This is a genomic window from Streptomyces sp. NPDC006208 (genome assembly GCF_040613775.1).
Taxonomy (GTDB): domain Bacteria; phylum Actinomycetota; class Actinomycetes; order Streptomycetales; family Streptomycetaceae; genus Streptomyces.
Genome location: NZ_JBEXSW010000029.1, coordinates 1 through 12,651, shown reverse-complemented (window position 1 = coordinate 12,651; position 12,651 = coordinate 1). Strand labels below are relative to the sequence as shown.

The following is a 12,651-nucleotide window of genomic DNA, read 5'->3' as shown; positions in this document are numbered from 1 at the left end:
CAGTGCCGGCGCATGCCGCCGCACCGGGAGGAGTTCCTCATGGCCAAGGCAGTGGGTATCGACCTGGGCACCACCAACTCGGTGATCGCCGTGTGGGAAGGCGGCGAGCCGTCCGTCGTGCCCAACAGCGAGGGCAACCGCACGACACCATCCGTGGTGGCCTTCACTGACACCGGCGAGCGCCTGGTGGGCCAGCTGGCCCGGCGCCAGGCGATCCTCAACCCCAAGGGCACCATCTACTCGGCCAAGCGGTTCATCGGCCGGCACTTCGACGAGATCTCCGACGAGGCCAGGGCGGTGGCGTACGACGTCGTCGAGGGCGACGGCGGGGCGGCCCGCTTCGAGGTGCGCGACAAGCTGTACGCGCCTGAGGAGATCAGCGCACAGGTGCTGCGCAAACTCGCCGACGACGCCTCCAAGCAGCTGGGGGAACGGGTCACGGAGGCGGTCATCACGGTGCCCGCCTACTTCAACGACGCTCAGCGCACCGCCACCAAGGACGCCGGACGGATCGCCGGACTGGAGGTGCTGCGGATCATCAACGAGCCGACGGCGGCCGCCCTCGCGTACGGCATGGACAAGAAGGAGCACGAGACCGTCCTCGTCTTCGACCTGGGCGGCGGCACCTTCGACGTGAGCATCCTCGACGTCGGCGACGGCGTGGTGGAGGTGCGCTCCACCGCCGGTGACAGCCACCTGGGCGGCGACGACTTCGACCGGCGTCTGGTGGACTACCTGGCGGACGACTTCCAGAAGGAGAACGGCATCGACCTGCGCAAGGACCCGCAGGCGCTGCAACGACTGTTCGAGGCGGCGGAGAAGGCCAAGACCGAGCTCAGTTCGGTGACGCAGACGCAGGTCAGCCTGCCGTTCATCACCGCTGACGCCTCGGGCCCCAAGCACCTCACCGACTCGATCATGCGGTCGACGTTCGAGCAGATCACCGGCGACCTGGTGGAGCGTTGCCTGGGACCGGTCCAGCAGGCCATGGCCGACGCCAAGGTCGGCGAGAGCGACATCGACGAGGTCATCCTCGTCGGCGGTTCCACCCGCATCCCCGCCGTCCAGGCTCTGGTCCGCCGGCTGACCGGCGGCAAGGAACCCAACATGAGCGTCAACCCCGACGAGGTCGTGGCTCTGGGCGCCGCGATCCAGGCCGGGGTGCTCAAGGGCGAGGTCAAGGACGTCCTGCTGCTCGACGTCACACCCTTGTCGCTGGGCGTGGAGACGCGCGGCGGAGTGATGACGAAGATCATCGAGCGAAACACCACCATCCCGGTGCGCCGCAGCGAGACCTTCTCCACCGCCGAGGACAACCAGCCGGCCGTCGATGTGGTGGTCCTCCAGGGCGAGCGCGAGCGGGCCGCCGACAACCGGGTGCTGGGCCGGTTCCAGCTCACCGACATCCGGCCGGCACCGCGGGGCGAACCACAGATCGAGGTCACCTTCGACATCGACGCCAACGGCATCCTCAACGTCAAGGCCCGCGACCGGGACACCGGCAAGGAACAGGGCATCACCATCAGCGAGAGCTCCAACCTGGACCGCAGTGAGGTCGAACGCATGGTCCAGGAGGCCGAGCGCAACCGGGGCCAGGACCAGGCACTCCGCGAGGCCGTCGATGCCCGCAACGAGCTCGACGCCATCGCGTACCAGGTCGAGAGGCGCCTCGCCGAGCTGGGCGACGCCGCACCCGCGCACGAGAAGGCACGCGCCGAGATGCTGGTGTCGGATGCCCGGGCGGCGGTCAAGGAGGAGGCAGGCGTGGAGCGGGTGCGGCCCCTGACCTCCGAACTCCAGCAGGTGCTGGCAGGGCTGGTGGCGCATCAGGGCGGCGCCGCCACGGGCGGTCCCGGCCAGGACACCGCCACCGGTGGTCCCACGAATGGTGGTGGCGGTGGCGACGATGTCATCGACGCCGAGTTCGACAAGGACTGAGGCACGCCATGCCGATCGACCCCAGGGAAGGCGACCCGGCCGTGCCGGACCGGGCTGACCCGGCTCCGGAGGGTGCCGTACGCCCTCCTCACGGGGATCTTCCGCGCTCGGGCCTGCCGACCGGGCCGGGGCCTGCCACGGACGAGGAACCCGGCCCCGACGCGGCCGGCGGCCCCGCACCGTCCGAGGACGAGTACACGGCTGAGCTCCAGGAACTGGAGGACCGCTGGCGGCGCGCGCTCGCCGACCTCGACAACCTTCGCAAGCGTCACGCCAGGGAACTGGAGCGGGAGCGTACGGTCGAGCGGTCCCGTACGGCCGCCGCCTTCCTGCCCGTCCTGGACAACCTCGAACTCGCACTGACCCATGCCGGAGCCGACCCCGGCGCGATCGTGGAAGGCATCCGGGCCGTACGCGACCAGGCGGTGAACGTCCTCGAACTGCTCGGCTACCCGCGGCATGCCGAGACCGGCGTCGCCTTCGACCCGGCCCGGCACGAGGTGGTCGGCGTGCTCCAGGACCCCGACACCGCACCGGGCACGGTCGTCGAGGTGCTGCGCCCGGGCTACGGGGACGGCGAACGGCAGCTCAGGCCCGCCGCGGTGACTGTCGCGAAGCGGGAGTGACCAGTCATGGCACGGGACTTCTACGAGGTGCTGGGCGTGTCGCGGACCGCGAGTCAGGACGAGATCCAGCAGGCATATCGCAAGCTCGCCCGCAAGTACCACCCCGACGTCAACAAGGACCCGGGGGCGGAGGAACGCTTCAAGGACCTCAACGAGGCGTACAGCGTCCTGTCGGACCCGAAGACCCGGGCCCGCTATGACCGCTTCGGCGAGGATTTCCGGAAGATCCCGGAGGACTTCGACGAACGGGTCGCGGCCGGAGCGGGCGGCGGCTTCCGTGGTCGGAGGACCGCAGGCGCGGGCGGCCCTCGCGTCCGGTACACCACCGGCTTCGGAGACGACTTCGGCGCGGAGGGCATCGACATCGAGGACCTGCTCGGCTCCATGTTCGGAGCCGGCGCCGCCCGAGGCGGCGTCCCCGGAGCGGACCAGGAGGCGGAACTGCCGCTCACCGTCGAGGAGGCGTACCGAGGCGGCCGTCGCACCGTCACACTCGCCGGTCCCACCGGGCAGCCGCGGCGGTACGAGGTCGACGTGCCGCCGGGCGTCACCGACGGGCAGCGCATCCGGCTGGCGGGTGAGGGTGGCCAGGGCAGTGGTGACGCCGCCGCGGGCGACCTGTACCTGCGGGTGCGTATCCAGCCCCACCCCAAGTTCCGGCTGGACGGCCGCGACGTCCACGTACAGGTCCCCGTCGCCCCCTGGGAGGCGGCCCTGGGCGCGACCGTGCCGGTGCCCACGCCCGGCGGCGGCACGGCGAAGGTCACGGTGCCTGCGGGCTCGTCCAGCGGCCGACGGCTGCGGCTGCGCGGCGAGGGCATGCCGAACCCGCGGGACGCGAACGGCGACCTGTACGTCGAACTTCGCGTCATGGTGCCTCCCGCCCTCGGCGACCGGGAGCGCGAACTGTTCGAGGAGCTCGCCGCCACTTCCTCGTTCGACCCCAGGAGGACGCGATGAACGACCAACCCGCGGGAGCGGGGAGCATCGGCCGGGCCGGCGTGGGCGCCCGTCCGGTACGAACGGACGCCGACATCACCGCCTCGACGGCTGTCCGGTACGCGCTCGTGCCCGCCCCCAGGCTCTCCCTGGACGCCGTGGCCCGTCGCTCGGGCCTCCACCCCGATCTGATCCGCCGGTTCGTCGCCCTTGGCCTGGTCGACGCCGAACGCGACGCCGCGGGGCACCTGGTGTTCGACCCCACGGCCCCTGCGGTCCTCGCCCGCATCCAGCGGCTGCGCTCCGGACTCTGCCTCAACTACGCATCCATCGGCCTGGTGCTCGACCTGCTCGACCGCATCAGCCTGCTCGAAGCCGCCCTGCGCGGCCGCGGCACGAGGAGTGAAACACCCCCATGGACATGAACCGTCTCACCCAGAAGTCCCAGGAAGCCCTCCAGGAGGCCCAGACCGCGGCCGTCCGCATGGGCCAGACCGAGGTCGACGGGGAACACCTGCTGCTCGCACTTCTCGATCAGGAGGACGGTCTGATCCCGCGGTTGCTGCAACAGGCCGGCACCGAGCCGAAGGAACTGCGCGCGGCCGTGCGCGAGGAACTCTCCCGCCGCCCGAAGGTCACCGGCCCCGGCGCGGCACCCGGCCAGGTCTTCGTCACTCAGCGCCTCGCCCGCCTGCTCGATGCCGCCGAACGGGAGGCCAAACGCCTCAAGGACGAGTACGTGTCCGTGGAGCACCTCCTGCTCGCCCTTGCCGAGGAGGGGTCGTCTACCGCCGCCGGGCGCCTGCTCAAGGAGGCCGGCATCACCAGGGACTCGTTCCTGAGCGCGCTCACCCAGGTCCGCGGCAACCAGCGCGTCACCTCCGCCAACCCCGAAGTGGCCTACGAGGCTCTGGAGAAGTACGGCCGCGACCTGGTCGCCGAGGCCAGGGACGGCAGGCTCGACCCGGTCATCGGCCGGGACGCCGAGATCCGCCGCGTCACCCAGATCCTCAGCCGCAAGTCGAAGAACAACCCGGTCCTCATCGGCGATCCCGGCGTCGGCAAGACCGCCATCGTCGAGGGTCTCGCCCAGCGCATCGTCCGTGGCGACGTGCCCGAAGGACTGCGCGACAGGACCGTGTTCGCACTCGACATGGGTTCCCTGGTCGCCGGCGCCAAGTACCGCGGTGAGTTCGAGGAACGCCTCAAGGCCGTGCTCAGCGAGGTCAAGGCCGCCCAGGGGCGCATCCTGCTCTTCGTCGACGAACTGCACACCGTCGTCGGCGCGGGCGCCGCCGAAGGGGCCATGGACGCGGGCAACATGCTCAAGCCGATGCTCGCCCGCGGCGAACTGCACATGATCGGCGCGACCACCCTCGACGAGTACCGCAAGCACATCGAGAAGGACGCCGCCCTCGAACGCCGCTTCCAGCAGGTGCTGGTCGACGAGCCGAGCGTGGAGGACACCATCTCCATCCTGCGCGGACTGCGCGAACGCCTGGAGGTCTTCCACGGCGTGAAGATCCAGGACACCGCGCTGGTCTCCGCGGCCACCCTCAGCCACCGCTACATCACCGACCGGTTCCTGCCCGACAAGGCCATCGACCTCGTCGACGAAGCCTGTGCCCGGCTGCGTACCGAGATCGACTCCATGCCCGCCGAACTCGACGAGATCACCCGCCGCGTCACCCGCCTGGAGATCGAGGAAGCCGCCCTGTCCAAGGAGACCGACCCCGCCAGCAAAGCCCGCCTGGAGGAACTGCGCAAGGAACTGGCCGACCTGCGCGGCGAGGCCGACGCCAAACACGCCCAGTGGGAGGCCGAAAGGCAGGCGATCCGCCGCGTGCAGGAACTGCGCCAGGAACTGGAGCAGGTCCGCCACGAGGCGGAGGAGGCCGAACGCGCCTACGACCTCAACCGCGCCGCCGAACTCCGCTACGGCCGCCTCCAGGACCTGGAGCGCCGACTCGCCGCAGAGGAGGACCAGCTGGCCGCCAAACAAGGGCAGAACCGGCTGCTGCGCGAGGTCGTCACCGAGGAGGAGATCGCCGACATCGTCGCCGCCTGGACCGGCATCCCCGTCACCCGCCTCCAGGAGGGCGAACGCGAAAAACTCCTGCGCCTCGACGAGATCCTGCGCGAGCGCGTCATCGGCCAGGACGAGGCCGTCAAGCTCGTCGCCGACGCCATCATCCGCGCCCGCTCCGGCATCCGCGACCCTCGCCGCCCCATCGGCTCGTTCATCTTCCTCGGCCCCACCGGCGTCGGGAAGACCGAGCTGGCCAAGACCCTCGCCCGGGCCCTGTTCGACTCCGAGGGGAACATGGTCCGCCTCGACATGAGCGAGTACCAGGAGCGGCACACCGTCAGCCGGCTCATGGGCGCACCGCCCGGATACGTCGGCTACGAGGAGGGCGGCCAGCTCACCGAGGCCGTACGCCGCAAGCCGTACTCCGTTGTGCTGTTCGACGAGATCGAGAAGGCGCACACCGATGTCTTCAACACCCTGCTGCAGATCCTCGATGACGGCCGCATCACCGATGCTCAGGGCCGCACCGTCGACTTCCGCAACACCGTGATCATCATGACGTCCAACATCGGCTCCGAGCACCTCCTTGACGGCGCCACCGCCGAGGGTGAGATCAAGCCGGATGCCCGCGCCCTGGTGATGGGCGAGCTGCGCGGGCACTTCCGCCCGGAGTTCCTCAACCGCGTCGACGACATCGTGCTGTTCAAACCGCTCGGTGAGCGGCAGATCGAGCGGATCGTGGAGCTGCAGTTCGACGAACTGCGGCAGCGGGTCGCCGAACGCCGCATCACCGTCGAACTCACGGACACAGCCCGGGAGTTGATCGCCCACCAGGGCTACGACCCGGTGTACGGGGCCCGGCCGCTGCGGCGTTACATCTCCCACGAGGTCGAGACACTGGTCGGGCGCGCCCTGCTGCGCGGCGACGTCCAGGACGGCTCGAAGGTCCGCGTCGACGCCGAGCACGGAGAGCTGGTGGTCACCTACGACCAGCCCGAGGACGTGAAGGGAGCGAGGGCGGCATGAGTACCGTGCAAGCCACCAACGCCACCTGCCCGCACTGCGGGCGCGCCAACCGGGTACCCGTGGCCGCCGAGGGCCGCCCCAGGTGCGGCAACTGCAAGCAGCCTCTGCCGTGGATGGCCGACGCGGGCGACGACGACTTCACCGAGGTCGTCGAGCAGGCCACCGTGCCCGTCGTCGTCGACCTGTGGGCCACCTGGTGCGGCCCCTGCCGCATGGTGAGCCCCGCGCTGGAGAAGGTCGCCGCCGATCTCGCGGGAAAGATCAAGCTGGTCAAGGTCGACATCGACAAGAACCCGCGCCTGGCGCGGCGGTTCGAGGTCCAGGCCGTGCCGACGCTGCTGGTCCTCGACAAAGGACAGACCATCGCCCGACAGTCGGGTGCCGCACCTGCCCCTGTCCTGCGGCGGTGGGTGGAGCAGTCGATCGCGGGCCGCGAACCGGCCGGGAAAGGATGATCGGCCATGACCGTACGAACCGACCCCCACCTCGCCCTCGTACGCCCCGTCACCCCGCGCGCCCAGGGATGCGAGGAATGCCTGGCCGCGCGTTCCCCCTGGGTCCACCTCAGGCTCTGCCTGACCTGCGGCCACGTCGGCTGCTGCGATTCCTCGCCGAACCGGCACGCCCGCCGTCACGCCGCCGCCGACGGCCATCCGATCGTGGCGTCGCTGGAGCCCGGCGAGGACTGGCGGTGGTGCTTCGTCCACGAGGCGCTCGTGTGATGCCCGGCGACGAGACGCGGCCGGGCGCAGCGCCTGTGCCGGACGAGGCGGAGGAGAGCGTCCCCTTCGAGACCCCCGACGTCTACGGCGCCTATCCCCGCCTGTCGGACGATCAGATGGCCCGCCTGGCGCAGCATGGCCGGCGGCACGCGGCTGACGCCGGTGACGTGCTGATCCGGGAGGGGGAGCGGTGCGAGACGTTCTACGTCGTCCTCAGTGGCTCGGTCGCCATCGTCGAGGGCTACGGCACACCCGGCGAACGCCTGCTGCGTGTGCACGGCCCTGGCCGCTTCATCGGCGAACTCGGCCTCCTGAACGGACAGGTGGCCTTCTACACCGCCGTGGTCAGGGACCCCGGCGAGATCCTCGCCCTGTCCATGGATCAGCTGCGTGACCTGGTGACCCGGGACTCCATCCTTGGTGATGTGGTGCTGCGCGCCTGCCTGGGCCGCCGTGCCCTGCTCGTCGGGCAGGGCGCCGGTTTCCGCATCATCGGCTCGCGCTACTCGCCCGACACCCGGCGGCTGCGCGAGTTCGCCGCCCGCAACCGGCTGCCGCACCGCTGGATCGATCTGGAGACGGACGAGGAGGCCGAGGCGCTGCTGCGCCGCTTCGCGGTTGGTCCGGAGCAGACGCCGCTGGTGATCTGGCGGGACACGACCCTGCTGCGCAATCCGAGCAACGCTGAACTGGCCCGGTTCATCGGTCTGCCGCCTCTGCCGTCGGGCAACGGCCGCGGCGATCTCCTCATCGTCGGCTCCGGTCCGGCCGGTCTCGCCGCCGCGGTGAACGCCGCCTCGGAGGGCCTCGGCACGACCGTGGTCGAGGCGATGGCCACCGGCGGCCAGGCCGGGACGTCGTCCCGCATCGACAACTGCTTCGGCTTCCCCTCCGGCATCTCCGGCGCCGAACTCACCGAGCGCGCTGTGCTCCAGGCGGGCAAGTTCGGCGCCCGGATCAGCGTCCCGGCGGAGGCGGCCCGGCTCGAACGGCGGGACGGCCACTACGCCGTTGGGTTCGCCGACGGCAGCGAGATCACCGCCCGTACCGTCGTCCTGGCCACCGGCGCCCGCTACCGCCGCCTCCATGTGCCCGGCATCGAGCCGTTGGAGGGCGCGAGCGTCCACTACTCGGCGACCGTCTACGAGGCCCAGCAGTGCCGTACCGACCCGGTGGCGGTGGTCGGCGGCGGCAACTCCGCGGGGCAGGCCGTGCTCTTCCTGACCGGGTACGCACCGCAGGTGTATCTGCTCGTCCGTGGGCCGAGCATCGAGGCGCACATGTCCCGCTACCTGATCGATCAGATCGAGCGCCACCCGCGGGTGCGCGTGCTGCTGCACACCGAGATGACCGAGGCACTCGGCGACAAGGCGCTGGAGGCGGTCACCGTGGTCGACCGGCGTACGGGCGAGCACCGCCGCCTCGCGGTGCGGGCCCTGTTCGTCTTCACCGGCGCAGACCCTCACACCGATTGGCTGTCCGGCGCGCTCGCCCTCGACGCGCGCGGCTTCGTGCTCACCGGCGCGGAGGCGCAGGCGTGCTCCGTTCCCGAACTGTGGCAGAGCCAGGGCCGCGACTGCCTGACCTTGGAGACCAGCCTGCCTGGCGTCTTCGCCGCCGGCGACGTCCGCAGCGGCTCGGTGAAGCGCGTGGCCTCCGCGGTTGGAGAAGGCGCGATGAGCATCCACTTCGTGCACCGCTACCTGGAGCACACGGCCGCGCCCGGCGGCACCGACAGCTCCCCGCACACCCGTCCGAAGGAGTCCGCTTGGCTCGCATGACACCCAGCGGGCGACGAGATCACAAGAAGGAGAAGGAGGCGATGGGAATGACCACGCCCGTCCGGCGCCACCGCAGTGGTGCCATGCAGGACAGGCCCCTTGGCTGGGCACGCAATCCGCTGACGGAGTTCGACCAACTGCTCAGCGAGATGAGCGGACTGATCGAATCCACGGTGGGAGGCGCGGCGCCGGCAGTCGCGTGGACACCCCTGGCGGATGTCACGGAGTCCGACGACGCCTTCCACGTCGAGATCGACCTCCCCGGCGTCAAGAGCAAGAACATCGACGTCGAAGCGAACGGCCAGGAGCTGGTGGTCACCGGAGAGATCAAGGAGAAGGAACGCAAAGGCGTCCTGCGCCGGAGCGCCCGCCGCACCGGAGCCTTCGAGTACCGGCTGCGGCTGCCCGGAGAGGTCGACACCGAAAAGATCAATGCGCAGATGTCGGACGGGGTGCTCACCGTCACCGTGCCCAAGGCCGAGGTCGCAAAGCCCCGGCACGTCGAGATCAGCGAGACGAGTGAAAGCACCGGGAGCAGCGGCTGAGACGCGAACGCCGCGGTTCCGGGCACCCATCCGACACCGCGGCCGGGCCGCCGAGGCTCAACACCCGGGGCGGCCATGAACGACGTCCCATGTCACGACCCCGACCCCTCACGGCGGCGGAGACGCGGCACGCGGCTCCCCACTGGCTTGCTTTCGGCGCCGCAGACGCCAGGCGCGCAGCAGCCGAAGGGGGAGCAGACCCAGCGGTGCTCGTCGGCCCATGTCCGCCTGGTCCTCGCGGTCGAATGCCCGTGCGTAACGCTCGGCGTCCTGGGCCGTCGGATATCGCTTGCTTCCCTCCGCTCCGCACCCACGCGCGCAGTCCCAGAGCATCGTGTCGCCCTCATGGAGAAAGCGAAAACGGTGTCCCAGAAGGTGGCAGCGCAGCACAGAAGACCACCCTATGCGGACCGGCCCATTCCGGCCTGTTCTGTCCTCTCCAGGCAACAGCTCATGGCCCTGAACGAGCAGGCATGGCATGACCACCACCGCCGAGCTCGGTGTTGTCACCACCAAGATCCCCGCCCGGCTTGACCGGCTGCCGTGGTCCCGATTCCATTGGCGGATCGTCATAGGTCTGGGAACCGTCTGGATTCTGGACGGACTCGAAGTGACGATCGTCGGGGCGGTTGCCGCCCGTATGACCGAGCCGGGCAGCGGCATCAACCTGACCAGCGCCGACATAGGCACTGCCGCCGCCATCTACGTGGCAGGCGCATGTGCGGGCGCTCTCCTGTTCGGGAGGCTCACCGACCGCTACGGGCGCAAGAAGCTGTTCATGCTCACGCTCGGCATCTATATCCTCGCCACCGTCGCGACCGCGTTCGCCCACGACGCCTGGTACCTCTGCCTCGCCCGTTTCATCACCGGTATGGGCATCGGCGGAGAGTATGCCGCGATCAACTCGGCCATCGACGAGCTGATTCCTGCCCGCAACCGAGGGCAGGTGGATCTGGCCATCAACGGCAGCTACTGGGTCGGTGCGGCGCTCGGCAGCCTGGTCGCCGTGCTGCTTCTCAACGAGAGTCTGCTGGCAGCCGACCTCGGCTGGCGGCTGGCCTTCGGCCTGGGCGGCATTCTGGGCCTGGGCATCATGCTGGTACGCCGCCACGTGCCGGAGAGTCCGCGCTGGCTGTTCATCCACGGGCATCAAGCCGAGGCTGAACGCATCGTCGACCGGATCGAGGCCGAGGTGCACCAAGAGACCGGCCGCGAGCTGCCGGAACCGGGCGAGGCGGTCACCGTACGGCAGCGCGACGTCATCCCGTTCACGGAGATCGCCGGCGTGGCTCTGCGGCGGTACCCCCGTCGCGCCGTTCTCGGTCTGGCGCTCTTCGTCGGACAGGCTTTCCTGTACAACGCGGTCGTCTTCGACCTGGGCACGATCCTGAACGGCTTCTTCGACATCGGCTCCGGCTCGATCCCCTACTTCCTTGCCCTCTTCGCGATCGCCAACTTCCTCGGACCGCTCCTTCTCGGCCGACTGTTCGACACCGTTGGCAGAAAGCCGATGATCGCGGGTACCTACTTCGGCTCGGCAGTCGTGGCAGCCGTCCTCGCAGTCCTGCTGATCAGCGGCTCCCTGACGACATGGTGGTTCTTCCTACTGGTCTCGCTGACGTTCTTCGTGGCGTCCGCGGGAGCGAGCTCGGCCTACCTGACGGTGAGCGAGGTCTTCCCCATGGAGACCCGAGCCCTGTCAATCTCGCTGTTCTTCGCGATCGGCACGGCCGTGGGCGGAATCACCGGCCCGCTGCTGTTCGGCCACTTGATTCACAGTGGCGATGCCGACCTGGGGGCCATCGGCTTCATCGTCGGAGCGGCAGCCATGGCCCTGGGCGGGCTGGCCGAGGTCTTGTTCGGTGTCCGGGCCGAACAACAGTCCCTGGAGAACATCACCCGGCCGCTCACCGCTGAGGAAACCGAGGCGGCCTGGCGCAATGAGCCCGCGCCACAGGAGGCACGAGACCGCCTCCGGCCCGCGCACGTCCGGCAGGCCGCGCACGAGCGGGAACTGCGGATCGCCGACCGCACCGCCCGCCGCCGGGAGCGGGAGCGCGCCGGAGCCCGCCGCTACCGCCCGGGCACCGGACCGGGCAGCACCCTGTACTCGCCGGGTATGGCCGGCACCGCGGGCACGGCAAGCCGTACGTCCGCCATGGCCGAACAACGCCTCGACGACGAGATCGAACAAATCACCCACGTGCTCCAAGAGGCCGGCCCGACCAGCCGCAACCGACTCGAACAGGCCGTGGGAGGCAGTTCCTGGGGTCCCGGGCGCTTCCGCCGCGCCCTGCGTGAGTCCGTGCGGGAGTCCCGGGCCAAGAGCCTTGCGAACGGCAGCTACGCGCCGACGGACGGACCCGGCCGGCCCGACGGCGCACCCGGCGCCCCCCGTGATCAGCGGTGACCGGGGAGGGCAGAAGGAAGGCAGCGATGAATACGACGGATTCCTCGCCCGTGTACGCGAGCGAGGCGAATACAACGACCAGGACGAAGCCGCGGACGTCACCAACGCCGTGCTGGAAGTGCTGGCCCAACGGATCAGCCCGGGGGAGGTCAAAGACCTCGCATCCCAGCTGCCCGGCCCGCTGGGACAAGTTCTGGACCAAGCCACGCCGCAGCAGGCGCAGAGCTTCGGGATCGAAGAGTTCTACCGCCGGGTCGCCGAGCGCACTCATGCCCGGCCGCGTACGGCGCAGTGGGACGCCAGCGCGGTCCTGACCACCGTTGCCGACGCTGTCACCGGCGGAGAGCTGAACCAGATCATCAGCCAACTCCCCTCCAGTGACGCGGTCCTGTTCGGCAAGGCCGACCTCGCGGACTGAGCCCATGAGGCGCCCAGAACGAAAGGCCCACGGAAATGGTTGAGACAGGTTTCTCCTCGTTCGACACCATGGTGGACAAGGCCAATCGGCTCCTCAAGGACGTCGAGGAGGCCTTCGAATGGCCTAAGAAGCCGTTGCCATACCGATCATGGGGTCTGTCGATCGAACGGGAGTCTCGATCGGGTGATCGCGGGCCTGCCCGGCATGAGAGCAGGGC

The 12,651-nt window shown here is 69.9% G+C and carries 11 protein-coding genes and 1 pseudogene; all 12 read left to right on the top strand.

Annotated features, from left to right (window positions below):
- Positions 1–39 precede the first annotated feature (39 nt).
- A complete protein-coding gene (gene dnaK, locus ABZ208_RS23415; RefSeq protein WP_356911404.1) occupies positions 40–1,938 on the top strand; it encodes a molecular chaperone DnaK in 1,899 nt (632 codons plus the stop codon).
- 8 nt (positions 1,939–1,946) lie between these two features.
- Entirely contained in the window at positions 1,947–2,564 is a 618-nt protein-coding gene (gene grpE, locus ABZ208_RS23410) for a nucleotide exchange factor GrpE (RefSeq protein ID WP_356911403.1), read from the top strand.
- A gap of 6 nt (positions 2,565–2,570) precedes the next feature.
- A complete protein-coding gene (locus tag ABZ208_RS23405) occupies positions 2,571–3,524 on the top strand; it encodes a J domain-containing protein (RefSeq protein ID WP_356911402.1) in 954 nt (317 codons plus the stop codon).
- Positions 3,521–3,928 (top strand): chaperone modulator CbpM, encoded by a 408-nt coding sequence (locus ABZ208_RS23400; protein WP_356911401.1) that lies wholly within the window; start codon positions 3,521–3,523, stop codon positions 3,926–3,928. Before ABZ208_RS23405 ends, ABZ208_RS23400 begins: the two co-directional genes overlap by 4 nt.
- On the top strand, positions 3,919–6,558 hold the full coding sequence (gene clpB / locus ABZ208_RS23395; RefSeq protein WP_356911400.1) for an ATP-dependent chaperone ClpB: 2,640 nt from the start codon (positions 3,919–3,921) through the stop codon (positions 6,556–6,558). The genes ABZ208_RS23400 and clpB overlap by 10 nt, the downstream gene beginning before the upstream one ends.
- Positions 6,555–7,013 (top strand): thioredoxin, encoded by a 459-nt coding sequence (gene trxA / locus ABZ208_RS23390; protein WP_356911399.1) that lies wholly within the window; start codon positions 6,555–6,557, stop codon positions 7,011–7,013. Before clpB ends, trxA begins: the two co-directional genes overlap by 4 nt.
- A gap of 6 nt (positions 7,014–7,019) precedes the next feature.
- Positions 7,020–7,280: a UBP-type zinc finger domain-containing protein gene (locus ABZ208_RS23385; RefSeq protein WP_356911398.1), complete on the top strand. Its 261-nt coding sequence runs from the start codon at positions 7,020–7,022 to the stop codon at positions 7,278–7,280.
- Positions 7,280–9,061 carry an FAD-dependent oxidoreductase gene (locus tag ABZ208_RS23380; RefSeq protein WP_356911397.1) on the top strand — a complete coding sequence of 594 codons (1,782 nt, stop codon included), beginning with the start codon at positions 7,280–7,282 and terminating at the stop codon, positions 9,059–9,061. Before ABZ208_RS23385 ends, ABZ208_RS23380 begins: the two co-directional genes overlap by 1 nt.
- Positions 9,062–9,108: 47 nt before the next feature.
- Positions 9,109–9,606 carry an Hsp20/alpha crystallin family protein gene (locus tag ABZ208_RS23375; protein ID WP_356911396.1) on the top strand — a complete coding sequence of 166 codons (498 nt, stop codon included), beginning with the start codon at positions 9,109–9,111 and terminating at the stop codon, positions 9,604–9,606.
- A 478-nt stretch (positions 9,607–10,084) separates the two neighbouring features.
- Entirely contained in the window at positions 10,085–12,016 is a 1,932-nt protein-coding gene (locus tag ABZ208_RS23370; protein ID WP_356911395.1) for an MFS transporter, read from the top strand.
- Positions 12,003–12,434 (top strand): DUF2267 domain-containing protein, encoded by a 432-nt coding sequence (locus ABZ208_RS23365; RefSeq protein ID WP_356911394.1) that lies wholly within the window; start codon positions 12,003–12,005, stop codon positions 12,432–12,434. The genes ABZ208_RS23370 and ABZ208_RS23365 overlap by 14 nt, the downstream gene beginning before the upstream one ends.
- Before the next feature lie 35 nt (positions 12,435–12,469).
- Positions 12,470–12,651 (top strand): annotated as a pseudogene (locus ABZ208_RS23360) (hypothetical protein); the annotation flags it as partial.